Genomic DNA, 23719 nt, shown 5'->3' on the forward strand with positions numbered 1-23719 from the left:
CACCCTGTCGGAGCGACTCGGCGCGCATCGTCTCAGCCCTCTTGGCGTCGGCGCTCGCCCACTGCCTGACGACGTTGGTCATCAGTTCCAGATCGTTGAGCACTTCGACCGGGTCGCGCTGCCGCGCGCTTTCCAGGCCGCGCTTGACCCAATCGCTGACAGCAGGATGCCCCAGCGCCCAGGCGAGCCGATCCTTGACCAGCCTGACTTCCTGCGCGCACTAATCGACCGGCATCGTATGCCTCCTTGTCCGCGGGCAATGCCTCCCATCGCGAACCGCCGAGATAGCGATGGGTCAGGCCCTCCGCTCCCATCGCGAAGAGATGCAGCCAGCGCTTGTCGAACAGGCTGCGCACCCCATCGTGCCGGGAAAGGATATCGCTCATCGCCTCGCACGGTGCCTCGATGCACACCGACAGACGCAGCGGCTGATGGATCAGTTTTTCCCCATCATGCACGGATTGCCACGGCAGGCCTGTACGCAAGGGGCCGCCATTTCCCTCCAGCACGCCCACCCCGCCCACGACATTATGGAGCACCTTGTTACCCGCACCGAACGCCTGCGGAGCAACTGCCGAGCCATAATATTGTAGGCTTATCCAGCTCGCCACGACCACCGGTGCGGTCATGATCAGTTCGAGCACGGGGAAGCCGCGCTCCTCGTCCAGCCGCCAGTCGTAATCGTGCAGGAACGTGCGCCCTTCAAGGTTGCGGCCGGAGGTCCGCTGACGCGGCGCGGCGATGAACGCCTGGCATCCGGTGAGCCCCCATTCGGGCCGCACCTCGGCCCAGTTATGCGCGCGCGCAGACACATCCCGTGCCCGCTCTGCACCGGGAAGCCGCAGCGCGCGCTCGCCCCGCACGATCTCGCCAGCCGCCGCCAGCCACTGTCGCACCTGGTCGAGCTGAGCGTGATGCGGATCGCTCGACTGGTCTTGATCGTATAGCGTGACCCGGTCGGTGGTCGTATCGTGCAGCGCGGCGACAAACAGCGTATCGTGCGGGATGGCGATGCCTCGGTCGACCAGCGCTTCGCGAACCGCCGGATCGTTGAGGAGTTGCGCCAGCAGCCGCACGTTTACCTCACCCGAATAGCCGCCGCAGGCACCGCAGTGCAGACCGCTGGCGTGTGGATTGTTGACCACGTTGGCACCATGTCCTGCCAGAAGGACGATCAGCGCGAACCCGTCGACCAGTGACATCGCCCGCAGCACGGTTTCCGCCGCATCGACCCGCGCCTCGGGCGCAAGGTCGGGATCGAAGCGCGGGGCTGGATCATCGCGAGCCGAGGCCGAGGCGATGCCCAATCCGTCGCGCACCAGCTTGCCGATATAGACGGGGCCCATCGCCTCGACGAAGGCGAAGGAAGACACTGCAGCAAGCTTGAAGCGGCCCCAGGCGCGCTTAGCCCTGGCACGATAGCGTTGAGCCAGATCGCCCTCCGCATCCTGCACGCCGCCGGCGCGTGAGGTGACGGCAGGGTTGAGCAACACGGGCAGGCGATGCTCGTCGACATCGGATGCGAACCGCCGGTGTTCGGCAGCGACGCCGAAGAAGCCTGCGAAGCCCAGCGTGCGGATCGCGGGATCGACCGACTCCAGCGCGCGCCGGAAGACTTCGGAGCGCACGTCGATGCAGAACGCCGCCTGCAGTGCGGGGCGATCGGACGCGCGGCCAGGCAGCGGGGTGGCGAGCGTCGCGGCGAGCTTGCGCTGTGCGGCGCGTTCGGCGGCCTCCTGCAGGATCTCGTCCACCACCTGTCGGCGCGAGGGCCTGATGGGTGCGGAGTGCGCGGCGCGCATGGTCGTCCAGTCTTCGTCGATCTGATTTTCATGCTGGAGGAACAGCGCCTCTTCCCACAGGAGCCTGATCGCGAGCAGATCGATCAGCGTATTGTCGGTCGTCCCGGCAATCTCCGCGCGCCACAATTCGTAGCGCGCGAACTGCGCCCAGCCGCCCAGCGACATCAGCAGCTGATGGAACACCGTGTCGAGCGCCGCCTCGCCCAGCCCCAGCCGCGCGACCGAGCGGGCGATGGCGTGGCGCGCGTTCTCGGGCGCCTCCGCGACGAAGCGCGCGAACCCCTTCAGCCCCATGATTTCAGGGGTGAGATCGTGCGTCGCGTAGGCGCGCCACGCAGCCCATGCGGAGCGGTCGCGCGGGGCGGCCAACAGCGCCTGGCCGCGATCGAAATAGCCGCCGGCCCAGACGCCGATCCGCTCTGCGATAACGCCCGGCCAGTCTGTCCCGCTGCGCTCTGCGACGAGGTCCGCCACGGTCCGCAGCGCGTTGGGGATTGGAAGATCCTTGTCCAGCTCAGCCTCAAGCATAGCGAGATCGCGCGGCTTGCTCTCGTGCGGGGAGCTGACGAGCGCGGCGGCCAGATCGGTCTGCGCGATCTCGCCCGAAGCGATCCGCTCTGCATACCAGCCGCGCGGCATGACCACCGGCACCTCTCCGACCCGCGACAGGCGGGCTGCGGCCTGGGCCAGCGTGGCCTCGCTCTGGCCGAGGAAAGGATTGACCGCGACCGAGGACGACAGCGGCCATAGCGGAGGGATCTGCCGGGCAGCGGCCTCGGCCGCGCGGGACACGAGGGCCTCGTTCACGGGGTCTTGGCAGGACATCAGCATTGCTTTTCTCTCCTTCACCGCGGGCTGCGCGGGGTGGTCCAGTTGCCGATCAGACGATCGAACACGGCATTGGCGTAGAGCCCGTTGGACAGGTGGACGCGCAGGCCTGCTGCGGCAGGGTGGTTCGACCAGATAGGAAACATCGCCTGCGCCACCGCGACCACGCCGAAGCTGCACACGGTCAGTACCAGCAGCGCCCATTCGAGCGGCCCCGGCGCGGGCGTCGGCGGGAGCGCGCCCATGGGCAGCCACTCGGTGATGGTCTGGAGCGCGAAGTAGCTGATCGAGGCTGTCACGGCGGCAATTGCGGTGCGTCGGGTGAGCACGCGTGGGGCAGCATCGGCGAGCCCCTGCGCGAGCAGGTAAGCAACTCCGAAGATCAGGATCGCGCCCAGCGTTATCGCCTGGGGCGACTTGTGCCCGATACCGAAGACAAGGCCGATGGTGGCATAGATCGCCAGCGCGAGAACGAACGCACGCGCGACCGCCCATCCATCGGGGATCGCGATCGGCCCGGGACGGCGGATAGAAGCGACCACCTCCACCGCTCCGCCCGAGGACAGAAACGCGTGCGCCTTGTAGAGCGAGTGCGCGACGATATGCAGCAGCGCGAGCGGGAACAACGCCAGGCCGCATTGCATGATCATGAAGCCCATCTGCGCAATGGTCGACCAGGCGAGCGAGTTCTTGACCGCCGACTGGGTCAGCATCGCAAGCCCGCCAAGCAGGGCGGAAAAGCCGCCGATGATGACCAGCACCGCAAGCACGCCGGGGCTCAGCAGCATGACATCGGCGAAGCGCACCAGCAGGAACCCGCCGCCGTTGACCACGCCTGCGTGGAGCAGCGCGGAGACAGGCGTCGGCGTCTCCATCACCTCGGTCAGCCAGCCATGGACGGGGAACTGTGCGGACTTGAGGATCGCGGCGAGCGCCAGCAGCGCGGCTGCCAGTCCCGATCCCCCGGGGGCTACGCCCGCGCGGGCAGCGTCCGCGATCGCGGCAATATCGGCGGTGCCATAGCCGAAGAACAGCAGCGCTGCGGCTCCGATCAGCGCTGCATCACCGACCCGGGCGACAAGGTACTTCTTGCGGGCGGCGCGCACGGCCTGCACCCGGTCCGGGTAGAACAGCAGCAGGCGATGGAGGCACAGGCTGGTCGCGATCCAGGCGACCACGAAATGGAACAGGTTGCCGCCCTGCACCAGCAGCAGCACCGCCGCCAGAGTTGCGGCCATCCAGCCGAGGAATGGCCCACGCCGTGCCTCTCCATCGAGATAGGAGATGGAATAGCGCAGCACGATCCAGCCGACAAAGGCGACCAGCGCCAGCATGGTCGCGCTGACCACATCGAGCCGCGCCGCAAAGCCCAGACCGCCGATGCCCAACAATACCCCCGTCTGGGGGGCGTGGAGGACCAGCAACGCGAGAGCCGCCACGCTGATGGCCAGCGCACCGAGCGATGCGGCCTCGACCAAGCGTGGGATAAGGCCCCAGCGATGCCTTGATGCGAAGGGCGCGATCGCGGCGGCGAGCAACAGCAGCGCCGGCGCGCCAAGGAGCAGGAAATCGAGGATCATGAGCAGGTGGCTTCCCGTGGCTGTGAACTACGGGGCGGGAGCTATGCGCGCGTTGAGAATAAGAAAAATACATTGTTCTGAGTATTTCGTTCTGTTTAGAAGAACGAGTGGCCGAACTGAACTTCCATCACCTGCGCTATTTTCACATGGTCGCGCACGAGGGTAACCTGACCCGCGCCGCGCAGCGCCTCAACGTGTCGCAGTCCGCCGTTTCGACGCAGATCCGCCTGCTGGAAGAACGGTTGGGCCACCCGCTGTTCGAACGGCGCGGGCGTGCGCTGATCCTGACCGAGGCGGGGCGGATCGCGCTCGATCACGCGGACGCGATCTTCGAGACCGGGGATGAGCTGCTCAATACTCTGGGGGAGCGCGATTCGCGCCAGCGCCAAGTCCTGCGGGTCGGGTCGCAGGCGACGCTGTCTCGCAACTTCCAGATCGGTTTCCTCCAGCCGCTGATCGGGCGCGACGATGTCGAGATCGTGATCCGCTCCGGCGCGCTGGGCGAACTGCTTGCCGGGCTGGAGGCGCACCGGATCGATATCGTGCTCGCCAATATTGCCCCGCAGCGCGACGCGGCGACCCCCTGGATTACCCATACGATCGCGGACCAGCCGGTCAGCCTGATCGGAACCCCCGAGCTTGTCGGCAAGAATGCGCAACTGGACACGTTGCTGGCAGAGCGCCCGCTGATCCTGCCCACGATCGACACCAGCATTCGCTCGAGCCTCGACGCTCTGTTTAACCGGCTCGCCATACGCCCGAAGATCGCGGCGGAGGTGGACGATATGGCGATGATCCGCCTGCTTGCCCGCGAGGGTGTGGGCCTCGCCATCGTGCCGCCGATCGTCGTCAAGGACGAGCTGGAGAGTGCCGCGCTGGTCGAGGTCGACCGCCTGTCAGGCCTCGAAGAGATATTCTACGCCATCACGCTCAGGCGGCGCTTTCCCAACCCCCTGCTGGCGGGTCTTCTCCAAGGGGAGCACGATCAACCGGGTTGAGTGCCCGCAGCCACCCAGTGCGCGAATGAGTCGTCTCTGCGCCAACGACGCAAGGCAAACCCGGCAAGCATCAGCGCGATGACCAGCACTGCGATACTGACCACCGCCGGAAGGCCGGTCGTGGCACCACTTGTCACGGTCGCAATGCCTGCTGCCCCCAGCAGCAGCATTGCCGATGCGATCAGGCCAACCGGATAGAAGGTTTCCCAGCGGAAAGGCGCGAGCAGAAATGCTGCAATCGCAGCAATCCACGCTGCCAGACAGATTGGCAGGACAAGCTCGCCCACACCCGCCGCGCTGGCCAGCGTCGCACCCGCCAGGCCCAGCGTCAGCCCGGCGGTCATCCCGTGCCATGCCGCGCGCATTCGAGGGACCGCCCTCCCCTGCTGCTCGCGCCGGGAGAACCATATCTTCATCCCCGAACTGGTCACCCAGGTCAGCGCCAGCGCCATGGCGAAATAGAGAAACTTGATCGGGTAACCACCGAAGGTGCCGAAATGCAGCGGCTGGAGCATTGCTAGCGCGCGAAGTCCCGCCGGCGCGCCTTCACCGCCATAAGTCTCCACGAAAGCACCGCTGTTGCGGAAGATCAGCGAGTAACGACTGTCGAGAATGCTGTCGTCGAGCATGTTGATCGCGGTAATTCCGCCGGAATTGTGGGGTTCACGGACGATGATGAGTTCGATCGGGTGGCCGTCCTCGCGGACCTCGCGGATCTGGCGCACCATCTGCCCGACGGGCGGCAGCCCAGCCAGCTGTGCGCCTTGGATCGGCTGCGGGCCCTGAAGACTGACAAGCGCACGTTCCCGATCGCCATCGTAGGCGAGCATCGCAACCGCCCCGATGATCAGCCCGGCGAGCCCCAGAAACCCGCCGGTGAAGGTCAACACCAGATGGAAAGGCAGGCCCCAGACGGACAGCCGATTGTGCAGGTCCGTCCATGCGATCCGCCGGTTGCGATCGAAGCGTAGCTTGAAGGCGTCCTTGAAGATCGTCGGGTGCGCAAGGATGCCCGAAATCACCAGACTGAACATGCAAACGCCGAGCAGACCGACAAGGTAGCGACCCCACGGCGCAGGCAGGTGCAGCGCGACGTGCAACTGCTCGATCAAATGGGAGAGCGGCGTGTCGGCCTCGCCCAGCAGGGCACCGGTCCGCGGGTCTGCGATCCAGTCCGTATGCCGCTCTTCACCATTAGCGAGCGTCTCGTTGAGCCGGACCATCAAGGCCGGTGCAAACTCGGTCGGGCCGAAGGTCAACAGCGAGTGGATATCGCTTCCTTCGCCCCGCTCGCCGTAGGCGTTCTCCAGCGCCGCCTGATAGGCCTGAGCCGAGACGCGCTCTGCCATGGGCGCATCAGCGTTCTCCCACACCGCAATCTCTTCGACAAACAAGGTGAAGGCACCGGTCAACGAGACAATGTAGATCAGTGCTGCGAAGGTCAGACCGAGGATCGAGTGGGACTCGATCATTCGTGCCACGAAACGGCTGTTGCCCGCCCTTTTCGGAAGTCTGCTCGCTGGCTCGGGTGCTGTTGGATCGGTCACAGAAGATAGAGTCCCACGGTGACGAGAATGATGGCGATCGGGACCGCGAGAACGCGCCGCAGATCGAGGTCCGCAGTCGCGTGCAGCGCGCCGAGCGCCCACACCGCCGGGATAATGAGCCCGCCAAACATCAGCCGGTTGGCCTCTTCCCATGGCAGGCTCGTCGCGAAAGTCGTCCCCACGCCGAGCGCGGCGATCAGGTAGAGCGGTCCGGCACAGAGCAATCGAAGACCCAGTCCCAGCGCGCCGCCACGCCCCGCCTTGCTGCGAGGAGCGCGGGTGCGGCGGATGGGTCGACCAATCTCACCGGTGGTCACCAGGCGCGGTACGAACAGCGCATAGGCCGCTATCGACGCCGCCACCAGCGCCCAGCTGATGCCCAGACTGGTACCGAAGGCGGCAATCAACAGGGCGAGCGAGGCCACCAGCAGGGCAAGCCCCAGCCAAAAGAGCATCACCGGCGCATGCCCGCCCCTCGCCTGGCGCCATGCGGCAATGCCCAGAAGCTGGGCCCCAAAACCTGCAAAGGCGAACACATGCATCTCCCGAATCCCTATCGCGAAATGGCTAAAGGGAGAAGGTTTGCTTGTAAATGACATTCATTCGCAATACCGGATTGCAAACGATTCGCATTTGACCAGACAGGGAGGTATTTTTGCGCATCCGCTTCCTCGGCACATCCGTGCTCGCCATCGCCGCCACCACGGCGCCGCCAGCCCTTGCGCAGGACAAGGTATCTCCAGTCGACGCTGAAGATCGCGAGACGGTTAGCGAAGACGTCGTTCCGCTCGACGATAACGTGATCATCGTCACCGCTGAAAAGCTGGGCCGCACGCTCGACGAAACCAACTCCTCGGTGGTGGTCTATACCGGACAGCAGCTGGAAGAGCGCAGCATCGACGATCTCTACGATGTCGCCCTGCGTACCCCCAACGTCGTCCAGAGCTTTGGCGAAAAGGGCTTCGCGATCCGCGGGATCGACCAGCGGCTCGGCGCGGGCGCGGGCCTGCTGGTGACCACGGTGGTCGATGGCGCAGCAATGCCCAACAACCAGTCGACCTTCTTCGGCCCCTATTCGACCTGGGATGTCGCGCAGGTCGAGATTCTGCGTGGCCCGCAGGGCACCACACAGGGGCGCAACGCGGTTGGCGGCGCGATCATCGTCAACACTGCCGATCCGGTGCTGGGCGAATTCTCGGGCAAGGTGCGCGGCTCCTATGCAGAGCTGAACACCTACCAGGCAGCAGGCGCGATCAACGTTCCGGTGGGCGACAGCATCGCGCTGCGCTTCGCTGCCGATCGCCGTGCGAGCGATGGGTATGTCTACAATCCCACCCGGGACGAGGACTACGACAAGCGCGAATTCACCAATCTGCGCGGCAAGGTGCTGTTCGCCCCGGGAAGCAACTTCACCGCGATCTATACCCTCAACTACACCGACAACACGGGCGGCGAAGACCTGATCGACTACGCGCGCTTTCCGGAAGAACGCGTCAACCTCTCCAACGACCCCGCCAGAGAAGGAGCCGAAAGCTGGATCCACACGCTGGAACTGGGCCTCGACCTTAACGATGCGCTGTCGCTGACCTCGATCAGTTCCTATTACACGCAGGACTATCTGCGGCAGGAGGATTTCGACCTCAGCCCTGCCGATCTTGGCAATATCAACCGCACCCAGGACGACGAGAATTTCCAGCAGGAAATCCGCCTGAACTACGACGCGGGCGGACCGCTGAGGGCAGTGATCGGCGGATTCTACGGCCGCTACAGCAGCGACGTGGCCGACACGGTGCAGGTCCCGACCAGCTTCGTGAACCCGGCGCTGCCTGCAGGATCGGTCTTCCAGGATCGGCAGATCGCCAACGACGAAGAGAACTGGGCGCTGTTTGGCGAGGTCGAGTTCGACGTCTTCGAGCGCCTCACCCTGATCGCCGGCGCACGCTACGATAGCGAAACCCGCCAGAACTCCTCGCTCGCCTCGACCTCTGCGGTTGCTGACAACGCGGCGTTCCAGCCATTTCTCGACCAGATCATCTCGCGGCTCGCCCCCGACGTGTTGCTGGAAACCGATACGGATTACAGCGCCTTCCTGCCCAAGGCAGGGCTTCGCTATCGCCTTTCGGACAACGCGACGATCGGGTTCACTGCACAAAAGGCCTATCGCGCGGGCGGCAGCGGGATCAGCGCGATCTCGCAGACCGTCTACAACTATGATCCCGAACACACCTGGACCTATGAGGGATCGCTGCGCGTCCATACGCCCGACCGGAAGTTCAGCGTCACCGCCAACGTGTTCTACACCGATTGGTCGGACCAGATCGTCAACAAGCTGATCGATCCCAGCCAACCGAACGATTCCATCGCGGTGAACGCAGGTGCCTCGCGTTTCTACGGCGCGGAACTGCAGTTCGAGGCACGCCCGACCCGCAATCTGACGATCTATGGCGGGCTCGGCCTGCTCGACACCAAGTTTACCGACTACGTCACCGACGATGCCGAATTCGATGGCAACGCCTTCCCCTACGCACCACCGGTGACCGTTTCCGCCGGGTTCGACTATCGCCATCCAGCGGGTTTCCGACTGCTCGGCGACGTCAACCTCGTCGACGACCACTTCTCCGACTTCATCAACGATCCGGCCCGCTCGACAAGCGTGGGCGGCATCGAGACATGCACCGCAAGCCCGTGCAACAGCCGGCAGGTCGCGATTCCCTCCTACGTGGTGGCCAACCTGAAGGCGGGCTACGAAGGCTCGTTCTTCTCGGTCTACGCCTTCGCGCGCAATCTGCTGAACGAGCAGTACATCACCCAGCTCCAGCCGCAGGGCGACGCTCGCTCAGCCGAACCGCGGGTAGCAGGTATCGAAGTCAATCTGAGCTTCTGACCGGGCCCGGGAGGGGCTTTGCATGCGCCCCTCCCCGCCTCTCTCGCTCATCTCAAACCCTCACCAGGCACCGGTGCGTGGGCCCCCTCCCGCGCGCCCGAACCCCCGCGCAAGAAATCGCAAGCCAAAAGAACAATAATAGCGTAAGGGGCCTTCAACATCGCCGACCGGCAGACGCTCGACGATACCCCATCCCATATAGTCGATGGCCACTTTCAGCCGCATGAGGCGTCTGCCGCGCGTGCATTGCTTGCCAAGGTTTTAATATGAATTTCTCCGAACTCCCCGACACCCTGCAGACCGCCCTTACAGAGCGCGGCTATTCCGAGCCGACCGACGTGCAGGCCGCCGTCCTCGAGCCCGAAGCGCGCGGTCGCGACCTCGTCGTCTCCGCGCAGACCGGCTCGGGCAAGACGGTTGCCTTCGGGCTGGCCGTCGCCCGCCAGCTGCTCGACGAGAACGGCAAGGTGCCGTTCGCGGTCGCGCCGCTCGCGCTGGTGATCGCCCCGACGCGCGAGCTTGCCCTGCAGGTCAGCCGCGAACTCTCGTGGCTTTACGCCAAGGCGGGTGGCCGCGTGGCGACCTGCGTGGGCGGGATGAACCCTTCTGCAGAGCGCAAGGCGCTCCGCTCGGGCGCGACGATCGTCGTCGGCACCCCGGGCCGCCTGCGCGACCATCTGGAGCGCGGCGCGCTCGACCTCTCGGCCCTGAAGGCGGTGACGCTCGACGAAGCCGACGAGATGCTCGACATGGGTTTCCGCGAAGAGCTGGAAACGATCCTCGACGCGACGCCCGAAGGCCGCCGCACGCTGCTGTTCTCCGCGACTATGCCCAAGCCGATCGAAGCGCTGGCCCGGCGTTACCAGAACAACGCGCTGCGCATCTCGACCGTCAGTGCCGATCGCGGCCACGGCGACATCTCCTACGAAGCGGTCGTCGTCTCCCCGCCCGAGGTCGAGAACGCGGTCGTCAATCTGCTGCGCTATCACGAGGCCGAAACCGCGATCCTGTTCTGCGGGACGCGCGAAAAGGTCCGTCACATGCACGCGACCTTGCAGGAACGCGGCTTTGCGGTCGTCTCGCTTTCGGGCGAGAACTCGCAGTCGGAGCGTAACCAGGCGCTGCAGGCGCTGCGCGACCGGCGGGCCCGTGTGTGCGTCGCGACCGATGTCGCCGCGCGCGGGATCGATCTGCCCACGCTCAGCCTGGTGGTCCATGTCGAAATTCCCCGCGATGCGGAGACGCTGCAGCACCGCTCGGGCCGCACCGGTCGTGCAGGCCGCAAGGGTACTGCGGTGCTGGTGGTGCCGTTCTCGCGCCGCCGCCGGGTTGAGCAGATGCTGCGCAATGCAAAGATCGACGCCAAGTGGACCGACGCCCCCGATCGCGAGGCGATCAGGGCCAAGGACCGCGACCGCCTGATGCAGACCCTGCTGACGGCAGTGGAGCCCGATGAAGGCGATACCGAACTGGTCGACGCCCTGCTCGCGCAGCGCACCCCGCGCGAACTTGCGGCGATGCTGGTCGCCTCGCACCGGGCCAAGATGCCCGAACCGGAAGACCTGATCGCCAACACGCCCGAGGCACGGCGCGCTGCACAGGCGGAAAAGCACCGCCCCGGTTTCGAGGATACGGTGTGGTTCAAGATGGACATCGGCCGCCGCCGCAATGCCGACCCGCGCTGGATCCTGCCGCTGCTATGCCGCCGCGGGCACATCACCCGCAACGAGGTTGGCGCGATCCGGATCGGCCCGGACGAGACGTTCTTCCAGATCCCGCGCACGATAGCGGACAAGTTCTCCGCTGCCGTCGCCCGCACCGCCGATGACGGGGCCGATGGCGACGACATCCGCATCGAAGCATCGGCCGAGGCTCCGCGAGATGCCGCGCGCGCCAACCGCAAGGGTCCGCCTCAGGGCCGGCACAACGGAAAGCCCAAGCCGCATCGCAAGAACAACGACGCGGGCGCACGGCCCGGCCCGAAAGGCAAGGGCGCGCCGAAGAAGGCTCGCCCGCGGGATCGCTGAATTGGTGGCGAGCCGGATGACGGCGAGCCCCCTCGATCCAGCGCATTGACCTAGAACGTGATGGACACCGAACCTCCGAAGGTTCGGGGGTCCGAACGGAAGGTGTTGTAACCGATGAAGCCATAGCCCGAGACTGCGTAGTCGCGGTTGGTGAGGTTGCGGCCCCAGATGCTTATCTCGATCCCGGACCTCTCGAAGGCGAGGCTTGCACGGCTTGCCAGCGTGAGCACATCGTCCTGGCTGCGCTCGGGCAAGCCCGACGGATCGAGATAGAAGCGACTGCGGAAATTGGCGCTTCCACTGAGCCCAAGCCGGACGTCACGGCTCACCTGGGTCTGGTAAGCGACCCGGGCGTTGGCGGAGAATTCCGGTGCGAATGGAAGCGGCTGGCCATCATACAGGTCGGCATTCCCGCCCACCGCGCTATCCTGCCGGATACGCGCGCGGTTCCAGACCCCTCCCAGCTCAAGCTCGAGGCCAGACAGGGGCGCCCACCCCAGCTGCGCTTCGACACCATAGGACCGCGCCGCATCGAGGTTGGAGAGCGAGTTCGAAACGATGCTCGATCCGTCGGGCAATGCGAATTCGACGAAGATCCTCGCCTGAGGGTCCTGATAATCGCTGTAGAAACCCGCGAGGGAATAACGCAGCGTGGCCGCCTTGCCCTTCACTCCCGCCTCGATCGTCGTGACGGTCTCGGCAGCGAACAGCCCTTCGTCGGCGTAATGCAGTGCGTTGTTCGCGATCTCGCCGTTGAAGCCGCCCGATTTGTAACCATTGGCGATGGAGACATAGGCGTTTGCGTCTCCGAAAGCGTAGCTCAGCGCGGCGTTACCGCTAAGCCGGGTCTTCTCGATCACATTGCCGCCAATTGCTGGCCCCAAGCCATCGCGGTTGTTGAGCGCGCGCACCCCGTCGCGGAAGACATGCACACCCTCGCCCTGCCCGCGAATATCCTCGTAGGTCAGGCGAAGCCCCGCGGTGAGCGTCAGCCGCTCGGTCAGTTCGAGCGTGTTGTAGGTGAACGCGGCGAGCGACACGCGCTCCTGTGCAATATCGGTCACCAACGTCGAAGCGGGCGAAGTGCTGGCCGGTGTCGGCCTCACACGACCTGGTGCACCGACATAGTCGCACGAGCCGACCAGCGTCTGCGGATCGAGCTCGCCGCACCAGATGGTGTAGCGCTGGCTGAAGTCCTCCAGAGAGGCCGAGATGCCCAGCAGCACTGACCCGCCGGTAAACTGCCGGCTCAGCCGCGCTTCCTCGGAAAACTGCGCAAAGTCGCGCGCGTAGGAGAGGTTGGCGTTCAGCGAAGGGTCGCCGAAAGGCGCAGCCGTTCCGTCGAAGTCGAACCCGTAGTTCTGGCGATAGCCCTCGAACGCGGTGAGCGAGAATAGCTCCCAATCGCCCAGAGGCGCCGTGTACTCCGCCGACACGCCATAGAAGGCGTTGTCGCTGTCCTGCACACCATCGCCTGCGGATTCGATCTGATGCTTCCCGAGCTCGAGCGAGGAGTTGCGAGGCATCGTGTTGATGCCCCTGTCTTGCTCGTAGTGCCCGCGCAGCAGCAGGCTCAGCCCGCCGCGGTCGAGCAATGCCGAAAGGCGAATGCCGAACTCGTCGGTTTCTCCGCCAGCCTCGGCCGGACCGGCGACATTCTCCAGCACCGGGGCGCGACGCACATAAGTGGTCGCTAGACGCGCATAGGCCCCTTCGCCGATGCGTCCGCCGAACGCGGCATCGAGATCGACGCGATCGAAATTCCCGTATCCCAGACGCGCGTAATTCGCGCCCTCGGCATCGGGCCGACGACTGATGAGATTGACCGCCCCGGCAGACGCATTGCGCCCGTAAAGCGCGCCCTGCGGCCCCTTCAGCACCTCGACCCGTTCGAGGTCGTAAAGCAGCGCGCTGGTCTGGACATTCGTCGCCTGAAAGACGCCATCGGCATAAACGGCTGCCGCGGTCGGGGTCAGCGCCTGATGGTCGACCGCCCCGATGCCGCGAATCTGGAAGGCAACCTGCGTACCGTTCGCCACCGCAGCTTCGACCCCGGGGAGCAGTTCGGCGAGGTCTTCGGCACCTGTGGCCCCCTCCGCCTGCTCAAGCGCGGTTTCATCGAGCAGCAGGACCGAGCCGGGGACACGCTCGATCAACAGGGGCCGCCGCGTGGCAGTGACCACGATCGCCTCGTTGTCGGCGCGGAGCTCCTCGTTTGCCCCCTGCGCCATGGCACCAGCGGGGATGCCGCAGGCAACCAGCGAGAAGACGGCGTAACCGGAGGATTTCATAAGAAACTCGTCGATGAGGACACGCCGCGATCTGGCGCGCGAGCGCCCTAGTCCCTCATCACGAAAGGCGGAACACGGTTGTTTCAGTTCTGCACACCCGCTCGCCCGCAGCGTCGGAATACTGGCAACGGCGGACACTTCAACGCCATTGGGAGGGAAAATCAATCCGATCCAATGGTAGCGGAGGAGGGACTCGAACCCCCGACACGCGGATTATGATTCCGCTGCTCTAACCACCTGAGCTACTCCGCCCCAATCTTGCCATACCAAGTAAGGTATGAGGCCTGCCGGAGCGGTTAGCTCGACGGCAGGCGGCGCTCTTAGGGCGCGGTTGCGCGGCGGTCAAGGCGCTGTGTTGATGCGCGATCAGGCGCGTGCCCTTCCCCGGAAATTGACGTCCTCCACCAACTCCCACGGACCACCCAGATAGCGGTGCAGGCCAAGGCCGCGAAAGGCGAAGTCGCGCGGTTCGACCTGCGGGGCAAGCTCGGCCTGCAGCGCCTTCGCCTGTCTGCTGGAGACCTTGTTCTGCACAGTCACATGGAGACGCTTGCCGCCCTGGTCCTGCTCGGTCAGCAGACCGTGGAAATGCTCTGCCAGCATCGTACGAAGGCGCAGCATGCCCTCGCTTTCGAGCCGGATGGCAGTGCCCCCGCCGAGCGACATCACCCCGGCGATTCGGCCCTCCACCGGCGCAAATTCACCCGCAAGCTGACGCATGTGCTGGATCGCTTCGCCCTCGCAGAAGCCCGGCAGAGCGTGAAACAGCGTTACGTGCGCGGCGAGATAACTGCGCTCGGGCGGAAAATGCGCTGTCCGCAGCGCGGTCGCCCAACTTTGCAGGTCTGCGGGCAATTGCGCGGTCAGGATCAGCGGGGAATCGCCCATCGAGCGCGGCTACATTTCGCCTCGTTCGCGGCGGAGCCTGTACCACTTGGCGACATTGGCGTTGTGCTCCTCCAGCGTAGAGGAGAACACGTGCCCGCCAGTACCATCGGCGACCATGAACAGCGCGTCCGTCTCCGCCGGATTGAGTACCGCCGCGATCGCCTCGCGTCCCGGATTGGTGATCGGCCCCGTCGGCAGGCCAACCCTGGTATAGGTGTTGTAGCCGTTCACCGCCGCGATTTCCGACTGGCGGATACGGCGGCCAAGCGGCTTGCCCTTGGTGATCGGGTAAATGATCGTCGGATCGGCCTGCAGCAGCATCCCGTCCTTCACCCGGTTGGAATAGAGCCCGGCGACCATCCGCCGTTCTTCGGGGACGCCGGTTTCCTTCTCGACGATAGAGGCGAGCGTCACCGCATCTTCGATATTGTCGACCGCGATGTCCTTCGCGCGCCGCGGCCATGCTTCGGCGAGGTAATTGCGCATTGCCGCCTGCATGCGGGCGAGCACCGCTGCGCGATCTTCGCCACGCTCGAAATCATAGGTGTCGGGCAGCACGCTGCCTTCCTTGGGCACCGGGATTTCCCCGGTCAGCAGATCCTCCGCCATCAGCGTTTCGTAGACCAGGATCGAAGGCGTGCCTTCCGGAATGGTCACGAACCGGCGGATAACCTCGCCATGCTGTAGCGTGTCGAGGATCGTTGCAGGGCTGGCGGCGCCCGGCATCAGGAACTCGCCCGCCTTGATCGGATCGTCGCCGCCCATGATCTTCGCCCGCAGCAGGAAGGCTTCATGGCTGCGAATCAGCCCCTCGTCTTCCAGCTGCTGCGCGACGCCCGTCAGGGTAGAGCCCGAGCGGACGATGAACGACGTATCCTGCTGCGTGGGGCCGGCACCATACCAGCCCCACGCGAACCAGCCTGCGCCGAGCGCGAGCGCAATCAGCACCAGCGCTGCGAGCGCGCGAAACATCAGTCGATCTTCCGCATCACGAGGCTGGCATTGGTGCCGCCGAAGCCGAAGCTGTTGTTGAGCACGGCGTTCACTTCGCGCTTCTTCGCGGTGTGCGGCACCAGATCGACGCCCTCGGTGCCCTCGTCGGGATCGTCGAGGTTGAGCGTGGGCGGAACGATTTGGTCGCGCATGGCGAGGATGCAGAAGATGCTCTCGACCGCGCCTGCGCCGCCGAGCAGGTGCCCGATGGCGGACTTGGTGCTGCTCATCGAAGCGCCGCCCAGATCGTCGCCGAAAACGCGCTTGGCCGCGGCGAGTTCGATCGTGTCAGCCATGGTCGAGGTGCCGTGCGCGTTGATGTAGTCGATATCGGTGGGTTCGAGCCCTGCCTTGCGCAGCGCCATCCGCATCGAAAGTTCGGCACCCTTGCCTTCGGGGTGCGGCGCGGTGACGTGGTAGGCATCGCCCGACAGGCCGTAGCCGACCACTTCGGCGTAGATCTTCGCACCGCGCGCCTTGGCGTGCTCGTATTCTTCCAGCACAACCACCCCCGCACCTTCGCCCAGCACGAAGCCTTCGCGGTTGCGGTCATAGGGGCGGCTCGCCTGCTCGGGTCGGTCGTTGAAACCGGTGTTGAGCGCTCGTGCCTGCGCGAAGCCGGCAATGCCCAGCGGGTTGATGGTCGATTCCGAACCACCCGCGAGCATGATGTCGGCATCGTCATCGCGAATCATGCGGGCCGCGTCGCCGATCGAGTGCGCGCCGGTCGAGCACGCGGTGACCACCGCGTGGTTGGGGCCCATCAGGCCGTAACGGATCGAAACCTGGCCGCTGATGAGGTTGATGATACGCCCGTGGACGAAGTGCGGGCTGACCCGGCCCGGCCCACGCTCGTGCAGGTTGACCGATTCATATTCGATGCCCGGAAGGCCGCCGATACCCGCACCGATGGAGACGCCGGCGCGTTCCTTGGTGGCCTGGTCCATTTCGGTAAGGCCCGCATCCTCGATCGCCTGGCCTGCCGCATCGAGGCCGTAGATGATGAAGGGATCCACCTGGCGCTGGATCTTGGTGTCGACCCGCTTGTCGGGATCGAAACCCCATTCGTGATCCTTGCCCTTCACCTCGCAGGCGATGGTCGCCTTCTGGTTGGAAGCGTCGAAGCGGGTGATCGGCCCCGCCCCGCTCTTGCCGGCAATAAGGTTCTTCCACGAGGTTTCGACATCGCCGCCCAGCGGGGTGACAAGGCCAAGACCGGTTACAACGACGCGGCGCATACTTATCTCCAAAAACAGCACAGGCCCGGCCCGCTAACCGGGTCGGGCCTGCAAATGGCGGCGGCAGTTAGCCGCCGCAAGAGCATCAAGGATTTAGCCCCGAAGGATTTAACCCTTGTGCTCTTCGATATACTTGGTCGCATCGCCGACCGTGCTGATCTTCTCAGCCGCATCGTCGGGGATTTCGACACCGAATTCTTCTTCGAACGCCATCACCAGCTCAACGATGTCGAGGCTGTCCGCGCCCAGATCATCGATGAAGCTCGCATCCTGCGTCACCTTGTCGGCTTCCACGCCCAGATGCTCGACAACGATCTTCTGTACGCGCTCGGCGGTATCGCTCATTACCTATGTCCTCTCGACATCTTGCTGTTGCTAATCGCCAACCGCCCTATCCAAGCCCTCGACCCCGCGCAAGGGGGGCAATCCCCTCTACGCGCCCCGTCATGTGAAAAACTCTGTTAGGCCCAAATCCTTGCGTGGTGCAAAGCCCGCCGTGGTGTTATAGGCTGTTCATCAGGGTCGCACATTGAAGAAACGGGGGGCTGCGCTGGATCGCGTAGGGGCTCCCGTGTGATTTTTTGGATGGGAGCCTTAGAATTATGCGAAAGATTGTCATGGCCCTTGCGGCGGCCGCGATGCTGAGCGCGCCGGTGGCGGAAGCAAGCGCGCAGAGCAGGTCGTCGGGAGCGCAGAACCGCGACGGCACCACGCGCGGCGCCTCTTCGGGACGCAAGGAGCAGGAGCGCGGCCAGCAGCAGATTCCGCGGTGCAGCCGCAATCTCGGCACGATCGCGATCGTCGAGCCCGACGATCAGTGGTGGCGCGAATACAACCTCGGCAGCCCCGAAGCCATTTTGCGCCTGTTCGTGCAGCGTTCGGGCTGCTTCACGATGGTCAACCGCGGCCGCTCGATGCAGAGCCGCGCAATGGAACGCGCGCTGGCGGACCAGGGCGAGCTGCAGGAAGGCTCCAACCTCGGCCGCGGCCAGGTTCAGGTGGCCGACTATTTCCTCCAGCCGGATATCGTTTCGGGTAACTCCAACTCGGGCGGCAGCGCGGTGACCGGCATTCTGGGCGGCCTGCTGGGCGGCGCGATCGGCGGCATCGTCGGCGGGATCAATATCAAGAAGAAAGAGGCCAACGTCACGCTGGTGGTCGTCAATTCGCGCACCACGGTCGAGGAAGCGCTGGTCGAAGGTTATGCCCGCAAGACCGACCTCGGCTGGGCTGCCGGCGGTGGCGCAGGCTGGTGGGGCGGTCTCGCCGGTGCGGGTGGCGGCAGCTACCAGAACACGCAGATCGGTCAGGTGATCGTGCTCGCCTATCTCGACGCATACACCAAGCTGGTCGATGAGATGGGCGGCCTGCCCTACGACGCGGCAGAGGACGCGCCGCTCGCGCAGTAAGCCGGGTCCAAGATGACGAAAGAAGAGGCGGCTCGCACCGATGCGGGCCGCCTCTTTCTGTTTGTAGCTGCGGCAGGCCAGCCGGCTCTCGCCAATCAGTCGCCGTAGTGGATCGCCAGTTGCCGCTCGGCCTCCTGCCGTGCCCGAATCCGGTCGAGCCCCTCACCGGCATTCGACTTGGAGGGGTCCGCCTTGATTGCGCGGCGATAATATTCCTGCGCGCGCTCGAAATCGCCGCCGGCTTCCGCGCATAGTCCGATATTGAACAGCAGCGAGACATGCTCGCCGATGGTCGGCTCCAGCGCGGCGAAGGCATCGCATGCCATTTCCTCGTCGCGCTTGGTCATCGCGATCGCGTCACGGAACGCACGGCCGGGCTCCTTTTCCATGCCCTTGCGCGTTTCGAGCACGCGGATATCCTCCGCACGCTGCTGGGGTGCGAGCGCGTACCGCAGCCTTGCGGCAATCTCGTCCAGCACCTCGTCGACCATCGGGTCGATCGCCGGCTCGCTCTCGTCGGCGCAATAGCGCACCTGACGCTGGGACTCCGCATCATCGTCGTGGATCAGCGCGCCGTCATATGAGTACAGACGGATCGTCGGCCTGACCGACAGCGTCAGCTGCTCGCAGGGAACCTTCTCCTTGCGCTTTTCGAGGCACTTGTTCTTGTCGTCGCGCTTGACGCAGGTCTCCACCTCTTTGGGCGAGGCGCGGTAGACATCGACGTCGGTTGCCACGCTGCCACTCAGCACCGCGTCGCCATCGCGCATCACGCTTGCCGGGGCGATGCGAAAATAGGGTTCGCCATCGATCGACGCGCTGCGCAGTGCGTCGGCGGCCTTGATGGAAAGCGTGGGACCGTCGATCCCGCCGAACTGCTCGATCCCGATCGACTGCACTTCGGCAGCATCGCCATTATGCGCCGGGTACACCCCGACGACCCGCAATGTCTCCGCCGAAACCGGCATGGCAAGCGCGCCCAGGCCAAGCCCGAACACGACCATCTTCAAAGTCCGCATGAGTTCCCCTCCTCACCAGCTTCGCCCAACCTTACAGGCATCGGGCGAAGCGGCAAGATGGGGAGTAACCCGGCCCCGTCAGGCGTCGCCGGCGCGATCGACCCGGGTTGCTTCGGGCGCGTCCGGTTTCGGCTGCTCGACCGTGCGGATCGAAAGCTCACGCAGCTGCTTCGGGCTGACGATCGACGGCGCGCCCATCATCAGGTCCTGCGCGCGCTGGTTCATCGGGAAGGCGATGACTTCGCGGATGTTGGGCTCGTCCGCCAGCAGCATCACGATCCGGTCGATCCCCGGGGCCGAGCCACCGTGCGGCGGTGCGCCCAGCTTGAACGCCTCGATCATGCCGCTGAAGTTCGCGTCGACGTCTTCCTTGGAATAGCCTGCAAGCTCGAACGCCTTGTACATGATGTCCGGACGGTGGTTCCGGATCGCGCCCGAGCTCAGCTCGTAGCCGTTGCAAACGATATCGTATTGCCACGCCTTGATCTCGAGCGGGTCCTGGTTCTCCAGCGCGTCCATCTCGCCCTGCGGCATCGAGAACGGGTTGTGGCTGAAATCGATGCGCTTCTGATCTTCGTCGTATTCGAACATCGGGAAATCGACGATCCAGCAGAACTTGAAGCAGCCCTGTTCGATCAGTTCGAGCTGTTCGCCAACACGCGTGCGCGCGGCACCCGCCAGCTTTTCGACTTCCCTGGGCTTGCCTGCCGCGAAGAACAGGCCGTCGTTCTCGCCCAGGCCCAGCTCGTCATAAAGCTTGGCCATTTCGTCGGGCCCGTGGTTCTTGGCGATCGGTCCGCCGAACTCGCCGCCCTTGCGGGTGACGTAGCCGAGACCCGAATAGCCTTCACGCCGCGCCCAGTCGTTCATTTCGTCGAAGAACTTGCGGCTCTTCTCGTTGGTGTTCGGCGCAGGGATCGCACGCACGATGCCGCCACCGCCGACGATCTTCTCGAAGATACCGAAGCCGCTCTTCTCGAAGTGATGCGTGACGTCGGTGATGATGATCGGATTGCGCAGGTCGGGCTTGTCGCTGCCGTATTTCAGCATCGCTTCGGCATAGGGAATACGCGGGAATTCGCCCGCGGGCGTCACGCTCTTGCCGCCCGAGAATTCCTCGAACACGCCAGCCAGCACCGGCTCGATCGCCTGGAAGACGTCTTCCTGCGTGACGAAGCTCATCTCGAAGTCGAGCTGGTAGAATTCGGGGCTGCGATCGGCGCGCAGGTCTTCGTCGCGGAAGCACGGCGCGATCTGGAAATAGCGGTCGAAGCCGGCGACCATCAGCAGCTGCTTGAACATCTGCGGCGCTTGGGGAAGCGCATAGAAGCGGCCCGGGTGCAGACGGCTGGGCACGAGGTAATCGCGCGCGCCTTCGGGCGACGACGCGCCGAGAATCGGCGTCTGGAATTCGGAGAAGCCCTGGTCGATCATCCGGCGGCGCAGGCTCGTGATGACCTTGTTGCGCAGCATGATGTTGTTGTGAACCCGCTCGCGCCGCAGATCGACGAAGCGGTACTTGAGGCGGATGTCCTCGGGATATTCCTGCTCGCCCGCGACCGGCAGCGGCAGTTCTTCCGCCATCGACTGGACGGTGGCGGACTTGGCGAAGACTTCGATATCGCCGGTCGGCAGGTTGGCGTTGCGCGTTTCCTGCGAACGCGCCTTCACCACGCCGTCGATCGTAATGACGCTTTCGGACTTGAGCGAGTCGAGCAGCTTCAGCGCCTCGCTATCCTCGTCCGCGACGATCTGGGTGATGCCGTAGTGGTCGCGCAGGTCGATGAACAGGACACCGCCATGGTCGCGCTTGCGGTGGACCCAGCCGGACAGGCGAACGGTCTCGCCGACATTGCTTTCGCGAAGCTGTGCGCAAGTATGGGTGCGATAGGCGTGCATTGTGGAACTTTCCGGTTCGGGGATTAGGCGCTAGGGGCGTGCCGAAGCTGGACGGCGAAAGCCCTGAAAGCTTGCGCGCGCTAACACGCGAATGGCCCGGTTTTGTCAAGCCGGGCGCGCTCGATTGGAGGGGCCACCACGGCCCGAGGGCGGCACTCCGCCCGGCAAAGAAAGATCGAATATGAAAATCCACGACCTGATCACGACCACCGATGCACTGGCCGACCTGTGCGATCGGCTCGGCAAAGGCGACTTCGTCTGCGTCGATACCGAGTTCATGCGGGAAAACACCTATTGGCCCGAGCTGTGCCTGGTCCAGATCGGCGACGAGCACGAGGCTGCGGCGATCGACCCGCTGGCCGACGGGATCGACCTCAAACCCCTGCTCGACCTGCTGACCGAGAATGAGGACGTGCTGAAGATCTTCCACGCAGGCAGCCAGGACGTGGAGATTTTCTACAACCTCACCGGCAAGACCCCGCACCCGATCTTCGACACGCAGATCGCGATGATGGCGATCAGCCAGTCCGAACAGATCGGCTATGCCAATCTGGTCGAACACTGGCTCGACAAGACGATCGACAAGGGCGCGCGCTTTACCGACTGGAGCCGCCGCCCGCTGACCGACCGTCAGCTGGAATACGCGATCGGCGACGTGACCTACCTGGCCAAGATCTTTCCCCGCATCCTCAAGAAGCTGATGAAGACCGATCGCGGTATGTGGCTCAACGCCGAGATGGAAAAGCTCGCCGATCCGGAAAATTACGCGATCGAGCCCGACAAGGCGTGGAAGCGCATCCGCGCGCAGGGCCGCAACGCACAGGCGCTCGGGCGGCTGAAGGCCGTTGCCGCATGGCGCGAGGGAGAGGCGCAGCACAAGAATATCCCGCGCGGACGGATCATGCGCGACGAGACGCTGGCCGACATTGCTTCCCATCCGCCCAAGAAACAGGCCGACCTTGCCAAGGTGCGCGGCCTCTCCAACGCGTGGAAGGACAACGAGATCGGCAACCGCCTGATGGACGTGCTGGAGAACGCCGAGCCGCTGCCCGATAGCGAGATGCCAGCGCGCAATAGTCGCGGCGCACCACTGGGCAAGGAAGGGGCGCTGGTCGCCGACCTGCTCAAGCTGCTGCTCAAGATCCGCGCGCGCGAAATCGACGTCGCTCCGCGCCTGCTGACCCGCTCGGGCGAGCTGGAGCAGCTGGCGGCAGGCGTGCGCGACCTGCCGATCCTTGAAGGCTGGCGGCGCGAGGTTTTCGGCCGCGACGCGCTCGACCTGGTCGAGGGCAAGCTCGCCTTCGCGGTCGAGAAGGGCAAGCTGAAGATGACCCATATCGACGATGTCGAGGACTAGCCCGGGATGAGCACCTACCTGCCGACGATCCGTCAGCTGCAATATCTGGTCGCGCTGCACGAGCATGGCCATTTCGGTCGCGCAGCGGATGCGAGCTTCGTCTCGCAATCGACCCTGTCGGCAGGCATCCGCGAGCTGGAGACGCTGCTAGGCGTGACACTGGTGGAGCGCAGCCGGCGAGTGGTCCGCTTCACCCCGCTTGGCCAGCAGGTGGTCGAGAAAGCGCACGCACTCCTCAGGCAGGCGGAAGACCTGTCGGACCTGGTGCGCGCCGCTGGCCAGCCACTCACCGGCACACTGCGGATGAGCGTGATCCCCACGATCGCGCCGTTCATGCTGCCGCGCATCCTGCCACGCCTGCGCCGCGAACGGCCCGAGCTGGAACTGTTCCTGCGCGAGGAGACCAGCAGCGACGCGGTGGAATCGCTCCACCACGGGCGGGTCGATTGCGTGCTGCTCGCCCTCCCCTTCCCCACCGGCGAGGTGGAGCAGGAGATCATTGGCGAAGACCGCTTCTACGTCGCCTACCCCGGCGACGAGCCGCGAGATTTGCCGAAGGAAATCCGGCCCGAGTCGATCGAGGACGGGCGCCTGCTGCTGCTGGAAGACGGGCATTGCCTGAAGGAACACGCGCTGGCCGCGTGCAACCGGCCCGAATTGCGCGCCGCGACCAGCATGATCGGCACGAGTCTCCACACGCTGGTGCAGATGGTCGACAACGGTCTGGGGGTCACCATGCTGCCCGAGATGGCGCTGGAGGCGGGTATTCTTAAGGGCACGAACGTAATCGCGCGCCCGCTCGATGCGCCTGCTGCGGCGCGCGACATCGCCCTGATCTGGCGAAAGAACAGCCCTAGAGAAAATGACTTCCGCCTGCTGGCCGATGAATTACGGGCCGGCTGATCGACCGATCGGCGCACACTGAATGCCCGAAAAGTCCAGAAAAACCGTGACTGACG

General features: G+C 64.9%; 17 protein-coding genes and 1 tRNA gene. 6 read left to right on the forward strand and 12 right to left on the reverse strand.

Features of this window, described 5'->3' with window-relative positions; genetic code table 11:
• Positions 1-32: 32 nt before the first annotated feature.
• Complete coding sequence (locus K7H93_RS01210; RefSeq protein ID WP_338080264.1) at positions 33-2633, reverse strand: YbcC family protein; 2601 nt, start codon at positions 2631-2633, stop codon at positions 33-35.
• Positions 2634-2647: 14 nt separating this feature from the next.
• Complete coding sequence (locus K7H93_RS01215) at positions 2648-4210, reverse strand: proton-conducting transporter transmembrane domain-containing protein (protein ID WP_230782031.1); 1563 nt, start codon at positions 4208-4210, stop codon at positions 2648-2650.
• 107 nt (positions 4211-4317) lie between these two features.
• On the opposite strand from K7H93_RS01215, the gene K7H93_RS01220 reads away from it, so the two are divergent.
• The gene (locus K7H93_RS01220) at positions 4318-5208 is read left to right on the forward strand and encodes a LysR family transcriptional regulator (RefSeq protein ID WP_230782033.1); all 891 of its coding nucleotides are present in this window, start codon (positions 4318-4320) and stop codon (positions 5206-5208) included.
• Here the strand turns inward: K7H93_RS01220 and K7H93_RS01225 are convergent.
• Together K7H93_RS01225 and K7H93_RS01230 are read right to left on the reverse strand one after the other, a co-directional pair.
• Positions 5196-6680 carry a PepSY-associated TM helix domain-containing protein gene (locus tag K7H93_RS01225; RefSeq protein WP_230782035.1) on the reverse strand — a complete coding sequence of 495 codons (1485 nt, stop codon included), beginning with the start codon at positions 6678-6680 and terminating at the stop codon, positions 5196-5198. The genes K7H93_RS01220 and K7H93_RS01225 overlap by 13 nt on opposite strands.
• Positions 6681-6751: 71 nt before the next feature.
• Positions 6752-7297: a hypothetical protein gene (locus tag K7H93_RS01230; protein ID WP_230782037.1), complete on the reverse strand. Its 546-nt coding sequence runs from the start codon at positions 7295-7297 to the stop codon at positions 6752-6754.
• 113 nt (positions 7298-7410) lie between these two features.
• On the opposite strand from K7H93_RS01230, the gene K7H93_RS01235 reads away from it, so the two are divergent.
• Both K7H93_RS01235 and K7H93_RS01240 read left to right on the forward strand, forming a co-directional pair.
• The gene (locus K7H93_RS01235) at positions 7411-9639 is read left to right on the forward strand and encodes a TonB-dependent receptor (protein ID WP_230782039.1); all 2229 of its coding nucleotides are present in this window, start codon (positions 7411-7413) and stop codon (positions 9637-9639) included.
• Positions 9640-9905: 266 nt separating this feature from the next.
• On the forward strand, positions 9906-11666 hold the full coding sequence (locus tag K7H93_RS01240; RefSeq protein ID WP_230782040.1) for a DEAD/DEAH box helicase: 1761 nt from the start codon (positions 9906-9908) through the stop codon (positions 11664-11666).
• 50 nt (positions 11667-11716) lie between these two features.
• On the opposite strand, the gene K7H93_RS01245 is transcribed toward K7H93_RS01240, so the two are convergent.
• From K7H93_RS01245 to K7H93_RS01270, 6 genes are all read right to left on the reverse strand, one after another.
• Positions 11717-13957, reverse strand: a complete 2241-nt coding sequence (locus K7H93_RS01245) for a TonB-dependent receptor (protein WP_230782041.1) — start codon at positions 13955-13957, stop codon at positions 11717-11719.
• A gap of 175 nt (positions 13958-14132) precedes the next feature.
• Positions 14133-14209 (reverse strand) — tRNA-Met (locus tag K7H93_RS01250).
• Positions 14210-14323: 114 nt separating this feature from the next.
• Positions 14324-14845 (reverse strand): 2'-5' RNA ligase family protein, encoded by a 522-nt coding sequence (locus K7H93_RS01255; RefSeq protein WP_230782042.1) that lies wholly within the window; start codon positions 14843-14845, stop codon positions 14324-14326.
• Positions 14846-14854: 9 nt separating this feature from the next.
• Positions 14855-15817, reverse strand: a complete 963-nt coding sequence (gene mltG, locus K7H93_RS01260; RefSeq protein ID WP_230782043.1) for an endolytic transglycosylase MltG — start codon at positions 15815-15817, stop codon at positions 14855-14857.
• A complete protein-coding gene (fabF, locus tag K7H93_RS01265; RefSeq protein WP_230782044.1) occupies positions 15817-17076 on the reverse strand; it encodes a beta-ketoacyl-ACP synthase II in 1260 nt (419 codons plus the stop codon). The genes mltG and fabF overlap by 1 nt, the downstream gene beginning before the upstream one ends.
• Positions 17077-17184: 108 nt before the next feature.
• Entirely contained in the window at positions 17185-17421 is a 237-nt protein-coding gene (locus K7H93_RS01270; RefSeq protein ID WP_010239367.1) for an acyl carrier protein, read from the reverse strand.
• A 257-nt stretch (positions 17422-17678) separates the two neighbouring features.
• Here K7H93_RS01270 and K7H93_RS01275 point away from each other — a divergent pair, with 257 nt between their 5' ends.
• Positions 17679-18485, forward strand: a complete 807-nt coding sequence (locus K7H93_RS01275) for a CsgG/HfaB family protein (protein ID WP_010239366.1) — start codon at positions 17679-17681, stop codon at positions 18483-18485.
• Positions 18486-18580: 95 nt separating this feature from the next.
• Here K7H93_RS01275 and K7H93_RS01280 read toward each other — a convergent pair whose 3' ends face one another.
• Both K7H93_RS01280 and aspS read right to left on the reverse strand, forming a co-directional pair.
• Positions 18581-19504 (reverse strand): tetratricopeptide repeat protein, encoded by a 924-nt coding sequence (locus K7H93_RS01280; RefSeq protein WP_230782045.1) that lies wholly within the window; start codon positions 19502-19504, stop codon positions 18581-18583.
• A 78-nt stretch (positions 19505-19582) separates the two neighbouring features.
• Positions 19583-21403: an aspartate--tRNA ligase gene (aspS, locus tag K7H93_RS01285; RefSeq protein ID WP_230782047.1), complete on the reverse strand. Its 1821-nt coding sequence runs from the start codon at positions 21401-21403 to the stop codon at positions 19583-19585.
• A 181-nt stretch (positions 21404-21584) separates the two neighbouring features.
• On the opposite strand from aspS, the gene rnd reads away from it, so the two are divergent.
• Both rnd and K7H93_RS01295 read left to right on the forward strand, forming a co-directional pair.
• Positions 21585-22760, forward strand: a complete 1176-nt coding sequence (gene rnd, locus K7H93_RS01290; RefSeq protein WP_226660550.1) for a ribonuclease D — start codon at positions 21585-21587, stop codon at positions 22758-22760.
• 6 nt (positions 22761-22766) lie between these two features.
• On the forward strand, positions 22767-23663 hold the full coding sequence (locus K7H93_RS01295; protein WP_230782049.1) for a hydrogen peroxide-inducible genes activator: 897 nt from the start codon (positions 22767-22769) through the stop codon (positions 23661-23663).
• Positions 23664-23719 lie beyond the last annotated feature (56 nt).

The sequence above is a fragment of the Citromicrobium bathyomarinum genome (genome assembly GCF_021021475.1).
In the GTDB taxonomy this organism is placed as follows: Bacteria; Pseudomonadota; Alphaproteobacteria; order Sphingomonadales; family Sphingomonadaceae; genus Alteriqipengyuania; species Alteriqipengyuania bathyomarina.